This is a genomic window from Vibrio sp. 1457 (assembly GCF_033340195.1).
GTDB classification, from domain to species: Bacteria; Pseudomonadota; Gammaproteobacteria; order Enterobacterales; family Vibrionaceae; genus Vibrio; species Vibrio alginolyticus.
Genome location: NZ_JAWOWA010000017.1, coordinates 54,134 through 79,949, shown reverse-complemented (window position 1 = coordinate 79,949; position 25,816 = coordinate 54,134). Strand labels below are relative to the sequence as shown.

General features: G+C 43.4%; 21 protein-coding genes and 1 pseudogene. 5 read left to right on the top strand and 17 right to left on the bottom strand.

The features are described 5' to 3' along the window. The 3 genes from R7Z41_RS17125 to R7Z41_RS17115 form a co-directional block, all read right to left on the bottom strand. Positions 1 to 453, bottom strand: coding sequence for an antitoxin Xre/MbcA/ParS toxin-binding domain-containing protein (locus R7Z41_RS17125; protein WP_005376498.1), 453 nt, complete (start codon positions 451 to 453; stop codon positions 1 to 3). A gap of 174 nt (positions 454 to 627) precedes the next feature. Next, positions 628 to 2,802 carry a catalase/peroxidase HPI gene (gene katG / locus R7Z41_RS17120; RefSeq protein WP_149192058.1) on the bottom strand — a complete coding sequence of 725 codons (2,175 nt, stop codon included), beginning with the start codon at positions 2,800 to 2,802 and terminating at the stop codon, positions 628 to 630. Between the two features lie 186 nt (positions 2,803 to 2,988). Further along, complete coding sequence (locus R7Z41_RS17115) at positions 2,989 to 4,530, bottom strand: glutamate synthase-related protein (RefSeq protein ID WP_031781378.1); 1,542 nt, start codon at positions 4,528 to 4,530, stop codon at positions 2,989 to 2,991. A 156-nt stretch (positions 4,531 to 4,686) separates the two neighbouring features. Between R7Z41_RS17115 and R7Z41_RS17110 the strand changes: the two genes are divergently transcribed. Continuing rightward, positions 4,687 to 5,166, top strand: coding sequence for an aminoacyl-tRNA deacylase (locus R7Z41_RS17110; protein ID WP_005376501.1), 480 nt, complete (start codon positions 4,687 to 4,689; stop codon positions 5,164 to 5,166). 175 nt (positions 5,167 to 5,341) lie between these two features. Here the strand turns inward: R7Z41_RS17110 and R7Z41_RS17105 are convergent, their stop codons facing one another. The 3 genes from R7Z41_RS17105 to R7Z41_RS17095 form a co-directional block, all read right to left on the bottom strand. Next, the gene (locus R7Z41_RS17105; protein ID WP_132937213.1) at positions 5,342 to 6,754 is read right to left on the bottom strand and encodes a coniferyl aldehyde dehydrogenase; all 1,413 of its coding nucleotides are present in this window, start codon (positions 6,752 to 6,754) and stop codon (positions 5,342 to 5,344) included. A gap of 125 nt (positions 6,755 to 6,879) precedes the next feature. Then, on the bottom strand, positions 6,880 to 7,452 hold the full coding sequence (locus tag R7Z41_RS17100; protein WP_047101443.1) for a GNAT family N-acetyltransferase: 573 nt from the start codon (positions 7,450 to 7,452) through the stop codon (positions 6,880 to 6,882). Positions 7,453 to 7,556: 104 nt separating this feature from the next. Beyond that, positions 7,557 to 8,015, bottom strand: coding sequence for an NUDIX hydrolase (locus R7Z41_RS17095; RefSeq protein WP_191115916.1), 459 nt, complete (start codon positions 8,013 to 8,015; stop codon positions 7,557 to 7,559). A gap of 168 nt (positions 8,016 to 8,183) precedes the next feature. Here R7Z41_RS17095 and R7Z41_RS17090 point away from each other — a divergent pair, with 168 nt between their 5' ends. Then, positions 8,184 to 9,089 (top strand): DMT family transporter, encoded by a 906-nt coding sequence (locus tag R7Z41_RS17090; RefSeq protein WP_225477825.1) that lies wholly within the window; start codon positions 8,184 to 8,186, stop codon positions 9,087 to 9,089. 79 nt (positions 9,090 to 9,168) lie between these two features. Here R7Z41_RS17090 and R7Z41_RS17085 read toward each other — a convergent pair whose 3' ends face one another. Then, positions 9,169 to 9,483 carry a DMT family transporter gene (locus R7Z41_RS17085; protein ID WP_005376506.1) on the bottom strand — a complete coding sequence of 105 codons (315 nt, stop codon included), beginning with the start codon at positions 9,481 to 9,483 and terminating at the stop codon, positions 9,169 to 9,171. A gap of 394 nt (positions 9,484 to 9,877) precedes the next feature. On the opposite strand from R7Z41_RS17085, the gene R7Z41_RS17080 reads away from it, so the two are divergent. Next, positions 9,878 to 11,242 (top strand): endonuclease/exonuclease/phosphatase family protein, encoded by a 1,365-nt coding sequence (locus tag R7Z41_RS17080; RefSeq protein ID WP_005376507.1) that lies wholly within the window; start codon positions 9,878 to 9,880, stop codon positions 11,240 to 11,242. A gap of 283 nt (positions 11,243 to 11,525) precedes the next feature. On the opposite strand, the gene R7Z41_RS17075 is transcribed toward R7Z41_RS17080, so the two are convergent. The 4 genes from R7Z41_RS17075 to R7Z41_RS17060 form a co-directional block, all read right to left on the bottom strand. Continuing rightward, a complete protein-coding gene (locus R7Z41_RS17075) occupies positions 11,526 to 12,059 on the bottom strand; it encodes a hypothetical protein (RefSeq protein ID WP_033906497.1) in 534 nt (177 codons plus the stop codon). Beyond that, positions 12,053 to 12,439 (bottom strand): MAPEG family protein, encoded by a 387-nt coding sequence (locus R7Z41_RS17070; protein ID WP_005376510.1) that lies wholly within the window; start codon positions 12,437 to 12,439, stop codon positions 12,053 to 12,055. Before R7Z41_RS17070 ends, R7Z41_RS17075 begins: the two co-directional genes overlap by 7 nt. A gap of 209 nt (positions 12,440 to 12,648) precedes the next feature. After that, positions 12,649 to 13,554 carry an EamA family transporter RarD gene (gene rarD, locus R7Z41_RS17065; RefSeq protein ID WP_104976592.1) on the bottom strand — a complete coding sequence of 302 codons (906 nt, stop codon included), beginning with the start codon at positions 13,552 to 13,554 and terminating at the stop codon, positions 12,649 to 12,651. Positions 13,555 to 13,656: 102 nt separating this feature from the next. Further along, positions 13,657 to 14,379 (bottom strand): sulfite exporter TauE/SafE family protein, encoded by a 723-nt coding sequence (locus tag R7Z41_RS17060; protein WP_005390054.1) that lies wholly within the window; start codon positions 14,377 to 14,379, stop codon positions 13,657 to 13,659. A gap of 444 nt (positions 14,380 to 14,823) precedes the next feature. On the opposite strand from R7Z41_RS17060, the pseudogene R7Z41_RS17055 reads away from it, so the two are divergent. Then, positions 14,824 to 15,353, top strand: a pseudogene (locus tag R7Z41_RS17055) (prepilin-type N-terminal cleavage/methylation domain-containing protein). A gap of 49 nt (positions 15,354 to 15,402) precedes the next feature. On the opposite strand, the gene R7Z41_RS17050 reads toward R7Z41_RS17055, so the two are convergent. Next, complete coding sequence (locus R7Z41_RS17050; protein ID WP_225477823.1) at positions 15,403 to 16,383, bottom strand: chemotaxis protein; 981 nt, start codon at positions 16,381 to 16,383, stop codon at positions 15,403 to 15,405. 683 nt (positions 16,384 to 17,066) lie between these two features. Here R7Z41_RS17050 and R7Z41_RS17045 point away from each other — a divergent pair. Beyond that, entirely contained in the window at positions 17,067 to 17,675 is a 609-nt protein-coding gene (locus R7Z41_RS17045; RefSeq protein ID WP_206969580.1) for a response regulator transcription factor, read from the top strand. Here R7Z41_RS17045 and R7Z41_RS17040 read toward each other — a convergent pair. From R7Z41_RS17040 to R7Z41_RS17020, 5 genes are all read right to left on the bottom strand, one after another. Next, on the bottom strand, positions 17,672 to 18,559 hold the full coding sequence (locus tag R7Z41_RS17040) for a LysR family transcriptional regulator (RefSeq protein ID WP_033906494.1): 888 nt from the start codon (positions 18,557 to 18,559) through the stop codon (positions 17,672 to 17,674). The genes R7Z41_RS17045 and R7Z41_RS17040 overlap by 4 nt on opposite strands. Before the next feature lie 157 nt (positions 18,560 to 18,716). Then, a complete protein-coding gene (locus R7Z41_RS17035) occupies positions 18,717 to 20,087 on the bottom strand; it encodes a GGDEF domain-containing protein (protein WP_054701765.1) in 1,371 nt (456 codons plus the stop codon). Positions 20,088 to 20,096: 9 nt separating this feature from the next. Next, the gene (locus R7Z41_RS17030; protein ID WP_017635347.1) at positions 20,097 to 20,693 is read right to left on the bottom strand and encodes a response regulator transcription factor; all 597 of its coding nucleotides are present in this window, start codon (positions 20,691 to 20,693) and stop codon (positions 20,097 to 20,099) included. Beyond that, the gene (locus R7Z41_RS17025) at positions 20,686 to 21,852 is read right to left on the bottom strand and encodes an EAL domain-containing response regulator (RefSeq protein WP_206969582.1); all 1,167 of its coding nucleotides are present in this window, start codon (positions 21,850 to 21,852) and stop codon (positions 20,686 to 20,688) included. The genes R7Z41_RS17030 and R7Z41_RS17025 overlap by 8 nt, the downstream gene beginning before the upstream one ends. After that, a complete protein-coding gene (locus R7Z41_RS17020; RefSeq protein WP_225478272.1) occupies positions 21,836 to 25,501 on the bottom strand; it encodes an ATP-binding protein in 3,666 nt (1,221 codons plus the stop codon). The genes R7Z41_RS17025 and R7Z41_RS17020 overlap by 17 nt, the downstream gene beginning before the upstream one ends. Between the last annotated feature and the right edge of the window lie 315 nt (positions 25,502 to 25,816).

Sequence of the window (25,816 nt, the reverse complement as noted above, 5' to 3'; positions counted from 1 at the left end):
TTACGAGAATACCCCGTGCTCTAAACGGCCGATCAAATCTTTTACGATTTCAAAATCCACCGTGGTCGAGACCATATCAAGTGGACGTTTTCCACCTAAGCCATACACATTCTCTCTCATCCATTTTAACGCGCGCTCTTCGTCGTCAAACAGTTCTGTCGCGAGTTTCAATAACATCGCTAATCGATAGATTGCATCACTTTCTTGCGTATTGAAGCGTTCATCGTTTTTTAGACGACGCTTGACCGTGCTGACAGGTATCAATGTGACGTTTTGAAACTCACTCTGAGAAAGCTTCACACGCTCAACAATATTGCGATACACCTTTGGCTCAAAGCCTTTGTGAACCGCATCAGTGCGACCTGTTTCAGCGTCTTCAATACCCAACATAAACCAGAAATTGGCTTTATGAGGTTGTTTCGGTTTGAAGCTTTTTAATGCTGCAGTTGCCATATCAAGCTCCTGTGGTTCATATGGTCCAGTTATTATGGTTCAAATGAGCTTAATTTTCAATCAAAGTAACAATCAAAGTAAAAAGATAGGTAAAGAAAAAGGCGAGCTTTTCGCCCGCCTCTCTTACTTATTCATCAACTTTGTTTACGCATCTATCGATGAACATCGTTTCACTTATTGCAAGTCAAAACGATCCGCGTTCATGACTTTCGTCCATGCGGCGATGAAGTCATGGATGAATTTTTCCTGATTATCATCTTGCGCATACACTTCCGCATACGAACGCAGGATCGAGTTTGAACCAAAGACAAGATCCACTCGAGTAGCCGTCCACTTCACAGCGTCGGTTTTACGATCACGGATTTCATATTGATTAGCACTCACTGGTTTCCACGTATATGCCATGTCAGTAAGGTTCACGAAGAAATCATTCGACAAAGTGCCGACTCGCTCAGTAAATACGCCCTCTTTTCCACCGCCGTAGTTACTGCCTAGAACGCGCATACCACCGATAAGTACCGTCATTTCTGGCGCCGTTAGCCCCATAAGCTGAGCACGATCTAATAAAAGCTCTTCTGGCTTAACCGCGTAGTCTTTCTTCAACCAATTTCGGAAACCGTCAGCAACAGGCTCAAGTACTTCGAACGATTCCACATCCGTCATCTCTTGGGTGGCATCACCTCGGCCTGGCGCGAATGGCACGGAAACATCATGACCAGCGGCACGCGCAGCCAGTTCAATACCTACGTTCCCAGCAAGCACGATAGCGTCTGCAACACTACAGCCCTCTTCTGCTGCTATTTTTTCTAGCACAGCAAGAACACGGCTTAGACGTTCAGGTTCGTTCCCTTGCCAATCTTTTTGCGGAGCCAAGCGAATTCTCGCGCCATTTGCACCTCCTCGACGGTCAGAGCCACGGTAAGTACGCGCGCTATCCCACGCCGTACTGACTAACTCACTAATGGATAGGCCACTTGCTTCAATTTTTGTTTTCACTAAATCGACATCGTAGTCTGTCTTACCTGCGGGCGTTGGGTCTTGCCAAATAAGATCTTCGCTTGGCACATCTGGGCCGAAATAACATGATTTTGGTCCTAGATCGCGGTGTGTCAACTTAAACCAGGCACGAGCAAAAACGTCATCAAAGTACGCAGGGTCATTTTGGAACTTTTCTGCAATCTTACGATATTCAGGGTCCATTTTGAGCGCCATATCGGCGTCGGTCATGATTGGATTGTAGCGCTTAGAACCGTCTTCAACATCGACAGGCTTGTCTTGTTCTTCAATGTCGATTGGCTCCCATTGCCATGCGCCGGCTGGGCTCTTTTTCAGTTCCCAGTCATACTTAAATAGTAGGTGGAAGTATCCGTAATCCCATTGTGTAGGGTGTGTTGTCCAAGCACCTTCAATACCACTCGTTACCGCGTCACGGCCAATACCACGTGTTTTGTGATTAATCCAGCCAAGACCTTGCTCATGAACGTCTGCTGCTTCGGGCTCTGGGCCAAGGTTTGCGGCATCACCATTACCATGACACTTACCCACCGTGTGACCACCAGCTGTGAGCGCGACGGTTTCTTCATCGTTCATTGCCATTCGCGCAAAGGTCACTCGCATGTCATGTGCTGTTTTGAGAGGATCTGGGTTACCGTCTACCCCTTCAGGGTTCACATAGATAAGACCCATCATTACCGCAGCAAGCGGGTTTTCTAAATCTCGCTCATCAGAGTAGCGGCTGTTATCAGCGTCACTTGTGGCTAACCATTCTTGCTCAGAACCCCAGTAAGTGTCTTTTTCTGGGTGCCATATGTCCTCTCGTCCAAACGCAAAGCCAAAGGTCTTAAAACCCATGGATTCGTACGCCATGTTACCGGCAAGGACAATCAGGTCTGCCCAACTTAGTTTGTTGCCATATTTTTTCTTGATTGGCCATAAAAGGCGTCGAGCCTTATCGAGGTTGGCGTTATCTGGCCAAGAGTTGAGAGGAGCAAAGCGTTGGTTGCCTGTAGCAGCACCGCCACGACCATCCGCAATACGATAACTGCCCGCTGCATGCCATGCCATTCGGATCATTAAACCACCGTAGTGTCCCCAGTCGGCAGGCCACCAGTCTTGGCTATCAGTCATTAAATCTTTTAAATCTTTTTTAAGTGCTTCGACATCTAGCTTTTTCAGTTCTTCTTTGTAATTAAAGTCCTGACCAAATGGGTTGGTTTTGGAGTCGTGTTGATGCAGGATGTCTAAGTTCAAGGCATTCGGCCACCAATCCATCACCGACTTATCTGTAGATGTTTGCCCACCATGCATAACTGGACATTTACCTACCGAACCGCCGTTTGCTTTGCTCATATAATGCTCCTTCGTGTCGTGGTTGTGGTAACCACTCTTTGTTATTCAATAAATCGAATATCCACCTCAAACAGCGTAGTTCATACACTGTTTTTTTAGTTAACGCCAAGTCAAAATTTCAAACATTTCAGCGAATAAATAATTGTTATCAAACATGTACCTATATGCAGAAAATATGGATAGAGATCAGTTTAAGTCCATACCTGAATACTTAATCCCAGACAGCCTCGCCATGTTGTGATCCCAGGTCGCTAAATCATGATGACTAAATTCATTCAGAGCGTGATGACCACAAGCCCTCGCCATGACTTTCATGAGCTCGACCGAGGATTCGAAGAAATTTTTCAGTTGCTGGGATGACTTTTCAACGTCGAGACGCTGCCTCAAATCGGCATTTTGTGTCGCAATGCCTGCCGGGCAATTATTGGTGTTGCAGATGCGAGCCGCGACACAACCGATCGATTGCATCGCACTGTTTGCTATCGCTACTCCGTCTGCTCCAAGTGCCAACGCTTTGACAAAATCCGTAGGAACTCGCAACCCACCGGTGATGATTAATGTGACGCGGTCACTTGCACCTTTTTCATCTAAGTACTTACGTGCACGAGCTAATGCAGGAATGGTGGGCACACTAATATGATCACGGAACATAGTTGGCGCCGCACCCGTGCCACCACCGCGACCATCTAAGATGATGTAATCAGCCCCAGCATCAAGCGCAAACTGAATGTCTTGCTCAATATGGTTGGCACTGAGTTTAAATCCAATTGGAATACCGCCTGTGATGCCACGAACTCTGTCAGCAAACTTTCTGAAATCGTGAGTAGTGTGAAGATCTTTGAACGTTGGTGGTGATATCGCTGGTTGTCCTTCGGGGATGCCTCTCACCTGAGAGATCTTACCTACATTTTTATTTGCAGGCAGATGACCACCCGTGCCCGTTTTTGCTCCTTGCCCACCTTTAAAGTGAAACGCCTGAACATTAAGAAGCTTAGATTCGTCGTAGCCAAATTGAGCGCTAGCAAGCTCATAGAAATACCGTGAATTGGCGGCTTGCTCTTCCGGTAACATGCCACCCTCACCAGAGCAAATCCCAGTCCCTGCCAACTCTGCACCTTTTGCTAGTGCAATTTTCGCTTCTTCCGAAAGCGCGCCAAAACTCATGTCCGACACCAACAAAGGAATGGCGAGTCTGAGCGGCTTACGCGCGTTTGGTCCCACAATCAACTCGGTAGACACAGGAACGTCTTCCAACAACGGTTGTGTCGCCATTTGCGCCACCATGATTTGTATAGCATCCCAATGTGGTAGCAAATGCCTAGGAACCCCCATTGCAGCCATCGGACCATGATGACCGAGTTTAGAGAGTCCTTCTCTCGCTAATTGGTGGATAAACTCGAGGGTTGGTTCTTCTTGAGTAGCAGACGCCGTTGGTTTGTCTCTTTTCTCTCGCTTTTGTTCCGGTCCCTCTTTACCGACTTGCTCTGCGGTAAATCGCTTGTGTGTACCATCACAAAAAGGAGCATTGGCGGTATGCTTACATTGGCAGAGATAGGCATCTTCGTCTTTTTCCGCACTAAAGCTCATTGGCTTTAAGCCGGTTCCCGAATGAGACCCATCGCAGTAAGGTTGTTTTTTAGAACGCCCACATCGGCAGAAGTAATATTCTTGCCCAGCTTTCAACTCTACTTTGATCGGCTTGTTATCAGCGATGATTGGCTTGCTCATGTTGCCCCCTATTTATTATTGTTAACCATGCTTTCTCGCTGGCTTGCAATAAGCGTAGAACAGGAGCGTAAAGAGCGTCAGTGTCGCCGAGTAAAATGCGCGATTGTCGCCCGACTAACCTATACTTTTTATGGGTCTCATACACGTGGAGGCTATATGACTATTGCAACCCGATTAGATGAATATTTGACTGAGCATAACATTCACTTTCAAACCGTGAATCACAGCCACAGTCATAGCTCGCTACAAAGTGGTGTTGCAGCAGGTGTGCCTTTAATGAATATCGCAAAAGGTGTGATTCTAGAGGATCATGAAGGGCGTCATATGATGGCGGTCTTACCTGCCAACAACAAAATCAGTTTGTCGAGATTAAACGACGAATTTAATGCCACCTTCCACTTGGTGAAAGAGCGTATGGTTTACCGACTCTTCACCGATTGTGAACACGGCGCTATTCCACCGATTGGTAGCCCTTACCACATGTCGACAGTTTGCGATGAAAGACTAGCAAACTTGGAACATGTCTACCTTGAAGCTGGCGATCATGAAACTCTGATTAAGCTGGACCGAAAGGCGTTTAAAGAACTGATGAACGACTGTAGATATCTAAGATTCAGCAGTGAAGTTCTGCATTAAACTTGCCAAGATATTTCGACATTTCCTGAACAAGGCTCTTTCAACAAGAGCCTTTCTTTGTTTTGTTGGTAGCACGCGATGGAAGTTTCTCGGACTTTGGTGCCCAGCGTTTCAGAGCATATAGAAACAAAAAACCGCCTATTCGGGCGGTTTTTTATCAATCAAATCATAATTATTATCGAACAAAGATCTTTTGGATCGCTTTTATCGCCATAGCCCTACGGCGCATTAATACGCTCGTTCTTGGCAACCATTTCGGTGTGTGAAGAATGGTTTTCGCATGACTAAAAGTTCTGAATCCTTCCTCTCCGTGATAATGCCCAATACCCGATTCACCAACGCCACCAAAAGGCGCATCTTCAGCGCCAACATGTAAAACCGTATCATTAACGCCGACGCCACCACTGTGGGTGTTGCGTACAATATGTTTGATGGTCGATTTGTCGTCCGACATAACATACAGCGCAAGTGGTCTTTGGTGCTGATTAATGTAGTCAATCGCTTCATCAACGGCATTGTAGGGCTTAACAGGTAGAAATGGCCCGAAGATCTCCTCTTGCATGATTCGCATATTCGGCGACACATCCGTGACCAAATGAGGATACAGAAGTCGTTCCTCTTGGGGCGACGCTTCAACAGTGTGAAGGTTAGCACCTTGCGCTTTTGCATCCTCAAGTAGCGCAGTCAAACGATCATATTGTCGTTGGTTGACAATATGGGTCAGCTTTTGATTCTTGTTGGATTTTAAATAGAGCTTTTCAAAACGTTTTAAGAATAGCGAAATGAACTCTTCGACACGTTCTTGCGGTACAAATGCGTAGTCAGGCGCGACACAAATCTGGCCTGCATTAATGCATTTACCAAACAAGATAGCATCAACGGCTTTCTTCATGTCTGCATCTTTTGCAATGATCACCGGGGACTTTCCACCCAACTCTAACGTCACCGGGGTAAGGTTTTCCGCTGCCGCTTTTGCCACTGCGCGACCAACACTCGTAGAACCCGTGAACAAAAGGTGATCGAATGGCAGTTGGCTGAATGCTTGTGCGACGTCTGCTTCACCCTCAAAAACTTCGACATACTCAGACAACCCACGGCAAATATCGACGATGACTTTATTGGTTTTTGGCGTAAATTCGCTGAGCTTCATCATCACGCGGTTGCCAGCAGCCAATGCTGTCACTAAAGGCGCAAGGCTCAAAATCACAGGAAAGTTCCACGGTGAAATGATCCCGACGACACCTAACGGTTGATACTGAACGGTGACTTTAGAAGGTGCGAGCAATAAGCCGGATTCGCGCTTGCTGGGTTTGCACCATTTTTTTAGTCGTTTGAGGGTATAATTAATATGCGAGACCGTTGGCAAAACGTCGGTCATGGCGGTATCAAATTCTGAGCGATAGCCAAAATCGTCACTTAACGCTTCAACCAAAGCTTGTTTGTTCTCAAGCAGCGATTTTTTTAACAAAACGAGGCGCTGTTTACGTTCATCCAAACTAGGATAAGGCTCGGCTGCATATGCCGCTTTTAAGCGTCCGAGGCTTTGCTGTAACAAGTTATCTACTTCAACCTCTGTGATTGCGTTCATGATGCTTCTCCTAGCCTAGTTTCTACCAATGACGCCCCAAGTTAACACGAGCGCAACAATGTTACTATTGTAGCGCTCGTGAAGTTAGAGTTCGAACTCTGATTAAAATATCTCTGGGGTGGATACTACATCAAACGTAGTTCATAAATGCCTAGTCGTTGAGAGCGGTCAAGCATATCGAACTCATGATCAACGTATTCTTTTAATGTGGCGCCTGCACGCTCAGCAATATTGATGCTAGCGATGTTATCTTCCATACAATGGAACTGAATGAATTGTGCGTGCCCTTTCTGCTTCAAAAAAGGGATCAATACTGCGAGCACTTGATCAATCACACGATGGCCTCGCCCATTGTTGGCAAGCCAGTAGCCAATTTCAGTAACACGCGTATGTGAATCCACACCTTTAATGCCAATAACACCCGTAAGCTGCTCATCAAAATAAATTGCACACCAGTGGGAATCCAGCGCGTTACTGTTCACTCGCTGGGAAATGTAGTTAACGGCCTCTCTATGATTCGTGACAGAATCCGTCCAAGGTAGATAGCCCTCAAGGCTCTCTCGGTGAGTGTTCACAACTTCTAGTAAAGCGGACGCGTGTTTCGTGTTGAGGGGCTCAATTGAGACCCTTTGCGAGACGGAAAAACGCTTCTGTAAGTGATTTCCTTGATACGTCTCTTGGCATGTGACTTCATCCATAGATGTTATTCCTTTTTATTGTGAACGCTCAGCGCAAATCCTAACGCTTCATTTTATGAGAACAAACCTCTCTATAAAAACTAATCAAAGCCGTTGCCGTTCATTTAGCCCTTTTGATCGATCAGCGTAAATGGCGTTAGTGATGCCACATCTACATAATGTTTCCATACATGTTCATATAGGTGATGCTGATTGGCAAACGGAGCCAGCTGCTTAGCTTCTTCAAGCGTACACCAGCGATACTCTGTATGCTCTTCGTTAAGAACAACTGATTGGTTAGGCGGACAAAATAGCACAAAACATGGGATAACCATGATAAGGTTATTTTTTGCTTCGTAGAACTGCTCTAGAAAGTCTGCTGTATGTAACTCAACTTGGTCAATTAGTGTCTCTTCTTTTAACTCTCTTAAAATGGTTTGCCACCCGGCTTCACCCGCTTCGATACCACCTGCAACATGGCACCAATAGCCACCTTTTACGCGTTTGAGTAACAGCATTTTTTCTATGCCATCAATTTTTGAAATGACAACGCCTGAAACATGCGTTGCTTTTATCGGGATCATGTAAGCTCCTTAAATATCGAGTTTTTATTGTTACGCTGAGAGAGGCAGATTAATTGCTACGTATTCTACTGTTTATTCATCTTGTCGACAGAAGTGTTTGAGTTTAGAGGATTTAATCGCTAACTAAGTATGCTAAAGTGAGATCTGTCGCAACAAATGAGCAGTAAAATGTCCAATTCATTCAACACTATGATTCCCATCGGTGTGCGCTTTATGGTGCTTTCCGCGTTCGGCTTTGCTCTGATGTCGGCTACAGTAAAGCACGTCGGCAACTACGGTATCCCCGTTTTTGAAATCGTTGCAGCAAGAGCGCTCGTTTCACTTATCATTAGTTATTTCGATGTAAAGCGAAAACGAATTTCTGTATGGGGCAATAAAAAGCCATTACTATTTGCACGCGGTGCTGTGGGCACGATGGCTCTGATGTGTGTATATTATTCAGTGACCACCTTACCTTTGGCAGAAGCGACGATATTCCAATATATTCATCCGGTGTTTACTGCACTACTCGCCGTATTTTTCTTGAAAGAGCGCATCCAGCCGTCAACTTTCCTTTGTATTGCGTTGTGCTTACTCGGCATCTATATCATGGTAAGCCCAGAAACGGGGCAAGGCTCAGATAGCGCTTTACCAATGTTTAGCGTCATGATTGCGATCTTAGGCGCATTTGGTAGCTCAATTGCCTACGTCATTGTCAGAAAACTGAGTCAGACAGAAGACAGCTCAGTGATCATTTTCTATTTCCCGTTGGTTGCTCTCCCCGCTTCACTCTTACTGATTGGCGACGATTTTGTAATGCCCGATCTATATCTGACTTTCATGTTGGTTCTAGTTGGTGTCTTTACCCAAATTGGACAATTGGGGTTAACCAAAGCGATGCAAACTCAACAAGCGGGTAAAGCCTCCGCTTATTCGTATATCCAGATCGTATTTTCTGTGTTGTTGGGCATCATTTTCTTTGGCGAGGTTCCGATCATTTGGACGTACGTCGGTGGCGGTCTGATTGTTACAGGCGCATTAATTAATGCGTTTGGTCATCACTTACGGTTACCTTTTATTAAGCGCAACGCTTGATATACCTACCCAGAACCGTAAACACGACATTTAGAAAAACAGCCAGAGTGACTCTGGCTGTTTTGTGTTTAGCCTAACGTTAAGCTGATATTTTTAACCCTGCGATACCAGCGACAATCATTAGCAAGCTTAAGGCTTTGATAAGTGTTGCTGGCTCATTGAACAGATAAATACTCACGACTGCCGTGCCTATTGCGCCAATCCCTACCCATACGCCATAAGCAATGCCTAAAGGCAAGGTTCTTAACGCAATGCCAAGCAACCAAAAGCTCAATAACATAAAGACAATAGTGAATGCCGAAGCACCGAATTTGGTAAACCCTTGTGAATATTTAAGACCGACAGCCCATGCGATTTCACACAAGCCCGCAATGAAGAGAATTCCCCAAGCCATGTCACATTTCCCAACGAGATGGGGTCGTCCCCGAGAAAAGATAGAGCGGTGAGGTCGTCCTCACTTCTGATTGACTGCTTATTATATACAGAAATTTAAACATAAAAAATAAAACACGGCGATAAACATACAACTCAAACATCTCATGTACGCTTAAATTCTACGCTTTTCTTTTTAACGGTGGCGGACTCTCTATTTCGCATCAATAACGACACCGTTTTTTAACAATTTACATATAACCTTCTGGTGTTGAAAGTGTTGCATTTATTGCACAAATCACACAAAAACTAATTGAACATGTAAATATGAAAACGTTTGTGTGACTAATATCGCTTAAAACAATGACTGATGACTTTAATATTCAGCCGAATTAATTATAAGGTATGACGTACCCATGAAAGCAATCAAAACCTCTATCGCTATCCTTGTTGGCGCCGCTCTACTATCTGGATGTAATGACGATACTGAATACGTCAATGTTCAGCCTAAAGAAGTAAAAATAGCGACTTACAACCTCTCTTTTGACCGCGCTACCTTCGAAACTTTGGTAGATGAAATGCAAATTGAACCAACGCAGCAAACTGCGTTGGTCACCTCTTATTTAGACGGTTCAATCGCAGCCGAAGACAAAACCACTGCGGAAAAAGTCATTCAAATTCGTAACGTTGCAGCAATCATTCAAAAGAATCGTCCTGATGTTCTTATGATGGCGGAATACAACAACGAGGGAACAGGCGAAAACAAAGCAGCCATTGAAGGATTCCAGAAGAACTACTTGTCTGTCGCGCAAAGCATCAATGGCGCGGGCGGTGAAGCAAACCTTGAGCCTATTGAATACCCTTATGCTGAATCTTACTCAACTAATACAGGGTTGTTGAGTGAGTTTGATCTCGACAACAACGGAACCGCAGGTCAAATGCCAGGTGATGCATGGGGCTTTGGCATGTACCATGGTCAATATGCATTTGCCCTTATGTCTAAGTATAAAATTGACACAGCAAACACACGTACATTCCAAGCATTTAAATGGAAAGATATGGAAGGTGCGAAAATTCCAACCATTACTATCTGCGATGGTTCGCAAAAGATTCCAGACGGCATGAAGTGTGGTGATGAATGGTACTCAGCGGAAGAATGGGATCAAGTGCGTCTATCTTCGAAAAACCACGTTGACGCACCAATCATCATTCCAACTCGCAACGGCGAAGAAGTTGTACACTTGTTGATGTCTCATCCTACTCCACCAGTATTCGACACCGGTAAAAACAAAGCGCAAAACGCAGCAGAAGTGGAGTTTTGGCATCATTACATTCAAGGCAAAGACTATTTTTACGACGATGCGGGTAAAACAGGTGGCTTAACGAACGGCGCTAAATTCGTAATGATGGGTGATCAAAACCTTGATCCAGTGTCTGGTGACGGCATTAGCTCTGTAATGCAAGAGCTGCACAACGATCCATTGGTTAATCAAACCGTGATGAATGGTGAGCTTTACCCAACAAGCTTTGGTGCAGCTGAACACGCTGTTGACCGCAGTTCAACTCACCCATATCCGAATCGCATCACTTCAACGTTTGGCTTAGGGGTAGACTATGCCTTGCCTTCAGCAAATTTGAATGTAATAGACTCTGGTGTGTACTGGTCAGCGTCTTATGAAGAAGGCCGTAAACTATTTAACGATGCACGTATCGGTAAGTATGGTGATGGTAAGGATGTATCTTCCGACCATCGCATGATCTGGATTAAAGCACAGTTCTAGACTGCATAAAAAAAGCCAACCACAAGGAGTCGTGATTGGCTGTATATATTTGTGAACAAGATGGTTCACTAACAACGTCAGTTGGCTAGGTGACCCTCGGCTTAGAAAGGGTCACTCATACTAAAGCATGAGGCGTGCCAACTTTTAAGCGCACAAAAACAGGTTGTTATTTAATCACTTTCATTAAAACTTAACCAATAGCTACTGTTTGCTCACAGAATAAATTGCAATTTGCAAACTACCATTGGCATTTCGCAATAAACCTGATCTTTAGCTCTTGCTTTTATTGCTTCCTAGCTAAGTCGCGTGCAAGGATTAACGCAAGTCCGAATACTTGCAAGAAGAGTCCGATATTCTTGTACCAAGCGATCTTTTCATCCTGCTTTGCCATTACCTCATTGAGCTCTACATTCTCAATATAGTAATTATCGATGCGGTCTCTATACGAAGCTTGTGCCTGATTTATCTTTGACATTAGTTGAGGAAGTTGATCAATTTTTATTTCATCCGACTCGTTGAGAACCCAAGAAGATAAATGCCCTGCTAATACCTCTTCTAGCTCTAAAGGTATCGCTACGCTCTGACTTATGTGCACATGCAGCAGTAAAGCTTCTCTTTTCCTTTCTAGGGTTTCCACACTGTTCCATGCGAGTTGGATGGAATACAAGTTTTCTGCTGTTTGCTCTGCGAGCTGCGAGTGCTGTTTACCCAACTTATCAAGGACTAAGCTAGTAACGATGATCGCGCCAATATTCAGTACTAATCCAATCAGAACGAGTACCCAAGGTGGTGGAATGTAACGTCGCAGACTTACCATAACTTATCGTATGGCAGGTAAATCATATTTAACACAACCAATGAAAGTATCACCAGAAATGTCACCTGCATCCCTCTAATACGCTTTTTCAAGTCTTTTTTCAATATGCCTTTAGCATGAATAACTCGACCAATTACAAAAATAATACCGGTGAGATGTATCCATGTTGGGTAAGCACTATTGAATTCTAAAAGTGCCATTAAAATAAGGGTGATGGGGATATATTCTGTCGCATTGCTCTGGGCACTACGAGCAATTTGTAGAGCCTCTACCCCACCATCGGCATAAGCAATTTGATTTAAGCGACGTTGCTTAATTACTTGAACAGCCAACCAAATAATGAGTATTGCGAGAATGTTGGCATACAGAGCTGTGATCATATGTCGTCCTTCTTGATCTGGTTTTCACTTATATAAGCGTGTCACTTGGCTATAACTATAGCGGTATCATTATGATAATGCGTCAAATAATCTCAAGTTATGATTTCTATTCGGGCAAAAAACGAAAGCCAATGCTTCATGACATTAAAAATGCCCTCGAATTGAGGGCATAAGAATAAAGAAGCTAATATGTGAGAATATTGAAACCACTATAAGGGGTGTTTGACCAGCTTTTTGCGCCGATGCCCTTTGATAATACTTTCAAAAATTGTGAACAACAGCCCTACCCAAATAAATGCAAAGGTCACCGCTTTCACTTCGTCAAACAACTCGCCAAAAAACATAACTGCCAACACAAACTGCAAGCTTGGCTCGATGTATTGCATTAGACCGACGGTTGATAAATTAGTTATACGTATTGCGATAGAATAAAATACGAGTGGTAAAAGTGTGATAGGTGCACTGCCAAAATACAAAAGCAATGTTGTGGTATCTGTGCCCGAAGCTAGTTCGCCAGTTGCCCATTGTTTATAGAGCAAATATGCGAGTGCAACTGGAGTCAGTAACAACGCCTCAACAAACAAGGTTGTACTCCAGTCATAATTTATCTTCTTCTTGTACAGACCATACAAAGCAAAGAACAACCCCATCGTTAGTGCGATAACGGGCAGCTGACCATAGTGAATCACTTGGTACATAACACCAATTGTTGCCAGCACGATTGCAATAAGTTTGCCTTTTGAGAGCTTATCCCCAAGAATAAATACGCCCAGCGCAACAGATACTAATGGTCCAATAAAGAAGCCTAAGCTGGCATCGATGACCCGATGATGGGTCAAAGCCCAAGTGAACGCACTCCAAGAAATACACATCAAACTGCTCGCCACAAACGTGTACCACAAGGATTTTTTATCAAGCCAGATTTCTTTCCAATTCAGCCCTCGACGGGTTATCCCAAGTACAATTAGAAACCCGACAGGTACAGACCCAATGATTCGCCATGCTAGCAACTCATCCATAGAAGCATTTGGTAAATAACGATAATAAATTGGTAGCAATCCCCAGATCACAAAGGAGAATGCTGCCATAAAAGTGCCATAACGAGTGTTATTCATAAAACTATCGCCCATCTAAACGACCAATTTGGCGTAAGTAAACAAGTCCGCCATACATAAAAAGGAATGCAGTCCCGCAGTGACTTTATGATGCAGATGGCATTATTGGCTCAACGCTTGTACGACGGCGGTAAAGCCACTCACAAAACACAACATAAGTGCCCCAAACCGAATCTTTTCTTTTGGTAACGACTGGGTAGTTTTCATTGCTAGCCAGTAACCAAGCGCCGCAGCAGGTAATAGAGGAATAGTAATGACCAAATGATGCAATGTGAAGAAGCCCACTGGGATTTGTACTATTAGTGAAATAATCGAACTGAAAACAAAAAAAGCCGATAAGTTGCCGCGTAACTGATTTGCTTCTTGATGCTGCAACAATAACGCCATCGGAGGGCCTCCAATCGCAGAACTGGTACCAAACAACCCAGAAAAGAAACCAGCACATGTCATACGCGAAGGCGTAGGCTCAACCCGAAACGGTAAAACACTCACCAAGACTGCAAACAGCACCAACAAACCAATCCAAAGCGTGAGAGTTTGTGTAGATACAAAAAAGAGTAGCAAGCCACCAGCAATTGATCCCGGCACTCGCCCAATCAACGCCATCTTTAAGCCGCCGATTTCAACACTACTGCGGTGCTTCATCGCATTCATCAACGAAATAAATAACGCGACTAAACAGATTGGCGCAGGAACATATTCTGGCGCCCAAAGAATCAGTAAAGGTGCGGCAACAATAGCCAAGCCAAAACCGATTGCGGTCTGGACATAAGAGCCAAGAAATATCAAACCTATTGCAAGGAAGTTTATCGAATCGAATTCCATTTAGATTATTCTTATATTTGAAAAATAAACACAAAACCAAAGCACATTCGCATGATGAATACCTCAGGCACACTGCGATATGAATTCCGCGTAGCATTCATCAAAGTGAATAAAAAGACAATCCATTTGTGCGGTTCGCCCTCATTTGCATTTTGTATTTCATTCCGCTTATGTACATGTTTGCTTACATCGAAGAGGATTCATGCTCGCCTGTTCACGCAGCATTTCTTCAGCGGAATTAATGACCTCTTAAAATCTAGCAGAATTAGACCCGTGAATTCTCCATTGCATTTAATGGATTCAGTCAATTAGTGCGGCGTCGGTATAGCACTTTACAACTCACCTCTTTATACTATTGATCGTTTTGTCATTACCGTACTTATTTACACAATAAACAAGTGTACGGTCAGTGTTTTTCTACCTTTAACTTGCTGTGAAAATAATATGAAAAAACAAACGGGATTTACTCTAATAGAGTTAGTCGTAGTTATTGTCGTGCTCGGTATTCTTGCTGTCACTGCCGCGCCACGCTTTTTAAACCTTCAAAGTGATGCACGTGAAGCTCGTTTGGAAGGAATGAAAGGCGCTATTGCGTCAGCATTAGGCGTCGGTTATGGGAAAATGGCGATTGCGGGATTGGAAAGCAAGCCTTACGTTTCAAACTTCGTAGACAGTGCTTTAATGGCAGATTTACCATTTGACGGCTGTAATATTGGTGGTTCAAAGCGCTGTGTTTTTTATATGGATATCCTGATTCTGATAGCGAATCGATGAAGTTACTCGTGCAAGGACTGAACGAAGAAGACTCGGATTGGAAAACATTTCATCACCCGGCTGGTTCAACAACTCGCGAAATGGTCATTGCTGCAGCCGACGAAAAAAGAGCTAGCCTTACACAATGCGGAATTTTATATGGGCCACCGCAGACTCCAAACGAGAGTTACACCTTAGATATTCTTCCCTGCCCTCAATAAAAATAAGGCTGCCAATCGGCAGCCTTATTTGTTTCATCTGATCGGTTTTTTACGCAAAGTTAAACACGTATTTATCCATCATATTCACCATGCGGCCAATCTCTGGCTTGGTAATCGTATCATTTGCGCCAAGAGATAGTGCTTTCGCTCGGTTATCCTCACTCATCAATGACGAGAACATAATGATCGGCATTTCATGAAACGCTTCGGTATCTCGTAGTCTCTTCACTAAGTGCATACCATCCATTCGAGGCATTTCTACGTCCGTAACCACCGCATCTAATAGCTCTTTAACTGGCAAGTTTTCTTCTTTCGCGACCTCGATCAAGCTCATCAACTTCTCATGCGCCTCACCACCGTCTTTACATGTGATCACATTGTAACCTGAAGAAGCTAATGTATCTTGGATCAAAGAGCGAATAAATGCTGAGTCATCCACCACCATGATCGTTTTAGCATTACGCTTACCGACCATTCTCTGGTTGAGATCCACCGACTTGTCCCCTTTCACATCGTATTTTTCCATACTCAGTTCTGGGTTGATGTCTGCGATGATTTTTTCAAAGTCGAGAATCATGATCAGGTTGCCTTCTTTACGGACAACGGCTACTACACAATCTTGTTCGCCCGCTTCCAAAAACTGACTTGGTGATTCCACATCACTCCAAGAGATACGATGAATACGCGAAATGCTGTCAATTAAGAAGCCATTGGTCATTTTGTTGAAATCCGTAACGATTACAAACTTGCGCTCCAGATCTTGTCGTGTTGGCACACCTAACCAACCAGCTAAATCCACTAAAGGCGTCAGTACATCTCTGGATGAGAACACACCAATCATATGAGGTTGTGCGTTTGGATAATCGGTTGTTTCTGGCACGCGAATCACTTCTCGTACTTTCGCAACGTTAATGCCGTAATAACAAGTTTTTGTGCTGCCATCTGGCAATGTTTTTTCTAAATGAAACTCGATGATTTCAAGCTCATTGGTACCACTTTCTGTCAAAATGGTGCTGGTTACGTTACTCATAAAGCCAATTATCCAACCAAAAATACGCATCAGAAAAGTTTGATGCAAACGCCATGAGAAGCCGTTCTCTGGCTAAAAATCCAAAAGTCCTTTTTAGTCGTTACAACAAAATTTGTAAACCATCAAAAGGACGGCTAACGCACATTTCCATACCAAACCATGTAAAATTGTCTCATTTTTGAACACGACATTATGAGTGGCCAAAGTGCGAATTAACACCTCCACTTTTAGCGGCAGAGTCAATGAAAAGTTTAGAAATAATTTGAAGTGATGTTCAGCGTCAATAGCCAAACCTATCTAACAGATATCAGTACAAAGTTGGCTACTGTGCTCATGCCTGGTGTATAACAAGCTCTCTTCAAGTGGCATGGTATAAAACTGCGCTTGTGAACACACGGGTTTAAATCGAAGCGCTAGAGGCATCGCAAGAAAATCTGAAGGCATAGAACACTGAAAGAACACTTTCAGTTTGTTAGTTTTCTGTCAGCGTAAGTTTTAAGCAATCATCCTATCACTAGGTATTTCAATACCTGACATCGCTATTCCCATAATCAAGACACTGATTTTCACTTTTGGAAAGAGTCATTTTCCTTCCTCTTAGCAAGGTTTTTCCTACAATCCTATTCATCCAATTGCGCTGTCGCCTGACAGCACACTAGTTGATGTATTAGGTGAGGTTAACTTTGAATAATGTTCTTATTATCGACGCTCAACCATTGTATAGCGAAGCTCTTGCTTCTCTAGTTGAATCTGTAGTCAACACAGCTGAAGTGATTCAAACCACTGACAGTGCGGAAGTGATGGATCTTGTTCGAGGCCAAAAGATTGATTTTATTATTCTAGACGTAGTGCTTGGCGACCGCGATGGTATGCGTTTAGCCAAAAACATTTTAGCGACGGGATATCGTGGCCGACTGTTATTTGTTTCTTCACGCGACTACTCGAGTCTTTCTAAAGCAGCGTACGAAATGGGCGCAAACGGCTTCTTAAGCAAACATGAAACAAGAGAGACCATTATTGACGCAATTGTGAGTGTTTCACGTGGTTACTCAATGTTTAAGTCGACTCACACACCATCGTCGGGTAACGTAACACTTTCAAATCGCGAAGCCATGGTGTTCCATTATCTTGTACAAGGCTACTCAAATAAGAAGATTTCTGAACAACTTTCACTCAGCGCTAAAACAATCAGCACCTACAAAACGCGTATTCTGAAAAAGTACCATGCGGACACGTTGATTGAACTTCTGCATACTATTCCTCAGTCAGAAAACATTGAGTTTTGCCGCTAAGCGCTCATGTATTTTGCAATAGCACCGATTAACAACTGGTGCATTGCATCATGTCTTAAGCTTTGCTTCACCTGTACAACCACTTTTGGCCAGCCATCTGGGTAAAAATGCTCTGGCACTCTTATAAATTTATATCCATCAATTGGCGCCTGATATTCAAGTAATACGGTTGCGGCGCTTTTTTGTTTAATTAGCTTCAATACGCTGCTTACGTTGTCTAGAGCCGCAATACGGTTGATGACCATACCGTGGCTTTCCATTGCACGCTTAACGAGCTGCTCTTTCTCTTTCCAACCGATAATCTCTAACATGATAAAGGGAAGTTTGGCTGCTTCTTCTAGGGTGGTAATTCCTAGCTCTTCAGGGACAACTACCACAGCAGGCGCATAGCCGATGAACTTCTGATAAACAGATTTCGGAACATCCTCGTTGAAGTAATGTAACTGCGCATCCACTTTGCCTAGGATTATCTCTTCTATCGTATACTCTGTAATCGTTGCTATCGAAATGTGCGCCTTGGGAAACAGCACCATTAAATCCATTGCAAGTAAATGCCCAAATGAGTATTGAGCGGTTTGCGGTAAACAAATGGTGATGTCTTTTTCGTAATTTTCCGGTTCAAACTCATCTCTAATTAGACAAGTTTCAAGCTTCTCGAGTGCATCGGAAATTTTAGGTAATTGACGTTTTAAATAGTCCGTCGGTTCCATGTGGTGAGGATGCCGAATAAACAATTCATCGTTTAGCTGGAGTCGCAATCGGGCAAGGTATTTGCTAATTGACGCTTCGCTCTTCCCCATCGCTTTCGCAACGGGCTTGAGCTGACGGTGCTTATCCAGTAAGACAAGTATTTTAAGTAAGTTTAAGTCGAGATCTTTGTTCACGTGCTACACCAAATGTAAGGTCGAGAATAAATAGAGCAATCACTATTTGTTGACTGCTCTAATATAAAAGACCACTCATTCTGTTTGGTCAAATTAATCAAACAGTTATGTCATGGTTATGTTCCGTAACTTAACATTGAGTCAATACTAGCGCTGCTTAATGGGACTTTTGTCTGTGTTTTTTCATCTCATAGAGATCTTCATCTGCACGTACAATAACGTCCTGAAGCGTTTCGTGTAATTCATTCGCCGCGATACCAGTACTCACACTAACCTCGATATCCAAGGTCTTTAGTCGGTTATCTTTAACGACACTACGAAGCTTCTTCGCCAATATTGAAGATTGGCTGATACTGCAACCTGGCAGAATCGCAACAAACTCATCACCACCAGTTCGAACTAGATAATCACTATTTCGAAACACTTTAGACATAGCACCAGCAATAACCCCAATAACTTCGTCCCCTACATGGTGACCGTAATGGTCATTGATTCGCTTGATCCTATCGCCATCTATTGCAATGACGGAATATGGCGCGGTTTCCAAACGACGTTTGAACTCGCTATCTTGAAAAACTCTGCGGTTAAACAATCCCGTTAAATCATCTTTCGTCACGTTCGTCAGTGCTTTCGCGAGGCGAAGTTTGCTCTCTTTAGATTCATAAGCTTTGTTGTAATACGCTAAGGTTACGAAAAAGAAGATGATAAACAAGAACACGTAATCCAATACAATTTTACTGAATGGGTACATGTAAACGATAAGATTGTTGTTGTCTGCGACATATGATTGGGTGTACGCGAATGATGGAAAGGGGTAGCCAGCGAAATAAATCACCATTTGTTTGTTCCCATTCGCTATTTGAACATCCACCGCTTTCCCATCATTATAAAGCGGCGAGAGGTATAATTGTTCCGAGAACTCTCCCACTAACTCACCTTGAAAGTAAACCGGACTCATGATGCTTATCGCCATGTCATCGGAGTATGTCGTTTTAAATGGTAGGGAAAACAATACCCGGTCCGTTAGTTGCTCTTTCCACGCGGCTAACACACAAGAATAGTTACTTTTACACCAATCAACATCAAATGTGGCTTTCACTCCCTCTAGCGCTTCAATCGGTCTCTCTAAGATGAGTTTGTTTCCAGTATAAGAACGAAAATACATAACGGCATTTTGTCGATTGAACGCATTTGATAAATACGCTTCAGCCTGATGAAGCGATTTCCGTGCAACAGCTTCAACGTAATTGAGTTTTTCATAAGGTGACAGGGAGTAAATCGCATCTTGAAAGCTCAGCTCTGTTTGCGCTTCTACTTCACTCACGCTCATGCCTTTGTATTGCTCGAGCTGCGCTTCCGTCAATAGCCCCATGAGAATTACTTTTTGTTTTATTTTGGCTAAATTATTCGCGTAAGTGTTGAACTGCTTTACTTCATAAGAAATTAACACCGCACCAATCATTGTGACAGAAGTGACGAATAGTAATGTTGCGATGAAAAGAGACAACGCGATACTTTTAAGTGTCATGATGCGGTCTTACGCCCCCGCCACTCTTGTTAGCTCAACAATGTTCTTTACGTTAAATTTATCCAATAGACGGCGTTTGTATGTGCTGACTGTTTTGTCACTTATTGATAGCACTGAAGCGATTTCTCTATTGGACTTTCCTTGTAGTAAATACTTCATTACTGCACTTTCTCTGCTTGAAAGTTGTGGCATTTCTCGAACGCTGTTAACAACTTGCTTAAATTTGAAGAAGGTATACCCCTTCTCTACCGCTTCTATCGCGTCTTTAAGAATGTCGTGATTTTCCGATTTACACACATAGCCATCAGCGCCAGAACGAAAAGCCATTTGGCTGTACATTTGGCTAGTTTCAGCGGAGAAGAAAATGACTTTGCCTTCATAACCATGGGATTTGATACGTTTGTAGAAATCAAACCCATCGCAATCTGCCAAGTTCACATCTAAGATCAACAGTTGAATTTCTTCCTTTTTCAATATTTGTAATGCCATCTTCGCTGATGTTGCAGTAAATACCCCATTTGTTTTCCCTAACTCTTCCAACAACGACTTGATTGCAACACAAACGAGAGGATGATCGTCAAAGATCAAGTAATTCAATTTATTCATATCTTTCATTTAGTATGGTTATGGCTTCTAGTGGCATGGGTTTATCAATGTAGAAGCCTTGGCAAAGATCAATCCCATACTCACGTATCGCTTGCAGTGTGACTTCGTCTTCAATACCTTCCGCGACCAGTCGTATATTCAAACTTTTCGCTAACGCGCAAATAGCAACAACGATGTTGCGTTTTTTGATGTCGCATTCGACACCTTGTACAAACGAACGATCGATTTTTAACTCGTTGAATGGCAGTTGAGCCAGTTTTTCAAACGTTGATGAACCCGTGCCAAAATCATCTATTGAGACAGTGACACCGTTCATCCTCAACTTGAGTAAATTCTTGTACAGGGACGCGCTAGTCTGAAATGTATCTCGCTCTGTAATTTCAATGGTGATTTGTGATGGGTCAATCTCGCTCTCTAAACATTGCTGTAAAAAGTAATGAGAGAACGCCGTATCTTCTAAATTTTCATGGTCTACATTGATGGATACGTTTTGCGTCAATCCGCGGTGTTTCATGTCATAGATAACATTACTCAATACAGCTTGAAACAACTCTCCTGAAAGGCGGCAACGCTCTACAATTGGCAAAAAATAATGAGGGGGTAACACACCATAAATAGGATGATTCCAACGCGCGAGCGCTTCATACCCAAGCACTTCCCCACTTTGCACGTCGACTAAAGGCTGGTAATAATTTTTCACTCGCCCTTCAGCCAGAGCAAACAGGAATTCTTGATCTTCTACTTCAATAGATTGAGCAAAGCTGACTTGTTTCGCTTTTTCATCTTTTATTTTACCCAACAAATCAACGACTTCATTTTCATCGTATGGCTTAGGCAGCTTCCCCAATACTTCAAAACTAAATCCCTCGCACATGGCTCTTACCGCAGAAATAATGGTCAATTCCATTGCACTGACCAGTACAACTTGCCCCTGGTACTGGACTTCATCGAGCATTTCCATCATATCGATACCGTCTTTTCCGGGCATTTGGATATCACAAAAAATTACGTCAAAATGTTGTTCCTGCACACTCTGAATAGCAGCATCCACACAGTTAAAAGGGATGACTTGCGCGCAATAGCGATCCAATATTTGCGAAAGTATTGTGGTTTGTAGCGGATGGTCATCAATCACCATCACATTAAGTTGTGTATTCATTTGTCTCTACCCAATAGTTTATGTTTTCGATCTCCTGCTCGATTCGTAAAATTAGCTCCGCTGTTCGCCTGTCAAACTCCGCAGCAGTAACTCGTTCTGCCTCAATACAAAGCTCAGCCAGCATGCTTACCCCTATCGCCCCAACCGCTCCTTTGATGCCATGAATGACCCGTTTTTTGTCTCGCTCAGTCGATGCGGCGTTTAAGTTTTTTATATCTGTAGACATTGATTGACTAAACACGCGCGCAATCTCTTTTGCGTCCTGTGCTTTGAACCGTTTAATCCAGCCGGGCAGCCTACCCCTCTCTTTTTCGCCAATAAATGGAATCAAAACGGTTTTTAATTGATTAAGGTCATAGGGCTTGTAGAGCACATCATCAATCCCGATATCCTGTGTGCGCTCAATGGCAAGACGAGCATCTTCTGCTGTCATACCGATGATTGGAATTGCTTTAAATTCGGAGTTTTTCACGTGCCTAACAAGCTCATAGCCATCCATTTCTGGCATATGAAAATCGGTCAGCAGCAACACAACGTTTTCATCTTGGTTGATGTATTCCCATGCTTCGCGGCCGTTATTCACAATGACAGGTTCGATTCCAAGTTCATGAAGCTGCATTGCTATCACACTTTGGTTAATGGGATTATCTTCTGCGACCAGTACCGTGCCGAGAACCCAAGAAACCACTTCTTGATTTACGTCACTAAGCTTGGTTTCTTGCTGCGTTTGGCTGAGCAAATTGAACAATGTATCTGGATATTGAATCTCTCTTAGCGTAAGACTGCCAAGCACCCTTTGTTCGTCACGCAGCATTAGGCCATTAAAACTGGCATCGCTGTCGTGTATAGGGTGAAGGTTCGCCACCATTGTTTTTAACGTCGCTGGACGCATTTTCCACGCGTTACACCACTGGCGAATATTAAGTGGTAAGCTCTCGCTATACGTCCAGTTCAAACAAACGTCTGGCTCAGAGTCGCAATGCTCAATTGGCAGTCTGACAGTAATCGTCGTGCCCAAGCCAAATTGTGAATCGAAGCAGAGCACGCCGCCCATGCAGTCGATCAATCGGTCAACAATGCTTAGCCCCAATCCAGTACCGCCATATTTACGCGTAATAGTGTCATCCGCTTGAACAAAAGGATTGAGGATGCCTTCGAGTTGGTCATCCGTCATGCCGATACCTGAATCCGCCACTTTCAAAATAAGCTGCTTTTCATGAAGAATGACACTGATTCCAACTTCTCCTTCGGCAGTGAATTTCACCGCATTGGAGAGTAGATTGGTGGTAATTTGCACCAATCGCAGCGCGTCGATTTCAATGAAAGCATTCGAAAATGGTTTGATTGTCACTTTGTAATCCAAACCTTTCGCAAGCGCTCGTGGTTCAAAGCTTCGAAACACATCGCACAAGGTTTTAAGCAAGTCGGTCTTAACTGGGGCGACGGTTAAGTGCCCTGCCTCTAACTTTGAATAATCCAGTACTTCGTCTACTAGCGTATTCAAATGATTGAGCGAGCGTATGGCTTGGGCAATTAACTCGCGATTTGAATCTGCCGTCACTTGGCGATTTAGCAAATCGAGGATGCCGTGTGCTGCCGACAATGGCGTTCTTAATTCGTGACTCATGGTTGCCAAAAAGTTTTCGCGCGCACGTACCGCGGTTTGCGCTTCTTTTTGCGCATCGATTAACGCCTGCTCACGTTCTTTTTGCTGGGTAATATCTTGAATAACAGTCAGTACAAACTTGTTCTTACCGCTAGGAGAAGCGATGACTTTGCGTTCTCGATATACATGTTTAATATCAAGTTCACAGCCCGACGAGGCAACCTCTTCTGAAATACGCTTTCCAGCGATAACAGTGGTTAGTTCATCAAAATTATTCACCAGAGGAGCGTGCGCAGAATCACTTTTCAACTTACATTGTTGGCACTGTTTACTGTTGTAGTTGGCACAATTGCTCATCTCCATATGGTTATTTTCACTATGGATAAAAACCAAGCTATTGATCTCTTTGATGATGTCCATCAGCCATTGCTTTTCCGCTTCCTCATTGTCAGCATTAAATTCGGCTAACCTCACTTTAAGTCGCATGTGAGATAAGATGAAATACGCCGCAATTAACATGAGACAGAATATGAATGAACCAGCAACAACAAATGTAGCGATCTGCTCCGCGTCATAGCCATAAGTCAGTTTGAAGCTTCGGTGAGAACGCAGCAGTTTTTCGATCTCGTTAGAATCAATGGTTTCGATGATGCTGTTCAACATGTGTTGAAGTTGTGTATTGTGGTTTGCAACCGCAAATGCATTAGAGAACGTCAAAACGTCCTCCGCATTGATCACCAAGCCATCGACTTGATCTTGTGCAATCATGTTGTGAACGATGTCGTCAGGAATGTAAGCCACATCCAAAACGCCCGATTTCAAATCGGTAAGCAGCTTTTTCAAATCATCATAATGATCAACTTGGCCTTGCTGCCAAGTGCCCAAATGAACTAACCCTTGCTTTTTCAAAGTGAGCAGAATACCCGCTTCTTTCAGTGCAGATTTATCGCGCTTGCTCTGCTCCGCTTGGATAGCCACGTAATTACTGTGCATGAATGGTTTAGTGAACAACCAATCTGACTTAGGTAGCTCACCCACATAAGAGATGGGGACTATATCGGCATCAAATGCCGTTAATCCATTTGAAAGGCTCGACGTCGGCTTCACATACTTAAAGCTCAAGCCAGTACGAGACTGCAATAAGTCGACAAAATCTGGAAAGAAGCCATCTAACTCGCCCGTTTGCGAATCTCGGTAGAGAAACGGATAAGCTTCGTCACTGCTGCTGTAAGTTATCACTAGTTTGTTTTGATGATTACGTCGGTAATCTACCAATAACTTATCACTGATATGGTAAGGATTTTTCGAGGCGACGGAGCGAATGTTTTTTCCATTTTGCTCCCACTGAAGGATTTTGTTGATGTCATCGATCAGACTCTGTTTGTCCAACGAAGCGATAAAACTCACCTCTTCGTTTTTCAACCAACTGGGAATATCGACAACCCCTTTTACAATGTCATTCAAATCCAAATATTGGGTAATACCAACATAAGTGTAAATCAGCGCGTTCGCTTTACCTCGCTTAACTTCATTAAACGCCTCTAAACGTGTTTTAACATAATGTATCTTATCGATACCACGTTCAGTGAGGTTGTCACAATACACACTGCCCTCAACACACACCCATTTAAGATCACGCGCATCACTATCTCGGTAAGTGGCATTCCGATACCAAACAGCGATAGTGCTCGAAAAGAAAGGCATCGAAAACAAGAAACGCTTTTCTCTTGCTGCTGTTTTACTAAATCCAACCGCACCATCAATCTTCTTGCTTTCGACATCCGCAAGTAAAGACGGAATATGCTTGTAAGTCCGAAGTTCTAACTCATAATCCAAAGCTTTAGTAATGTTAGACAAATACTCAAGACTAATTCCGTACGAAGGACCAACGCTACCGTCAAACGAGTCTTTAGCTTCGTCTTGCGCAATAACACCAACGATGACCTTCGGTTTAGGACTCTGTTTGGCAGTTGAGCAAAAAGAACTCGCTAAAAAAATTAAGGCGACGGACGATACCGTAATACTTCTAAGAATATTGAGCATGACTGCTTCCTCTGAATGGAAGCTCAGACTAGTTTTTGTCAGATAAAAGTCAAACTTAGCTCAATAGTGAAATAAAAATAACACTCTGATATAAAAGTAAAAAACCAAAATTCGTCAGAACAATCTGACAACACAATCCACCTTTGACTACACAGCGTTTGCGTTCGGTCTCTCACCCAGACGGATATTCACTGCGAGTCGGTATACATAAGGGATGTGTGCTTTTAGGTTTGCACGCCATAGCTTTTTACTTTCATCTTGAATGATTCATCATCATTCCATGATAAACTGGCGTATTAACATGAAAGAAAGCTC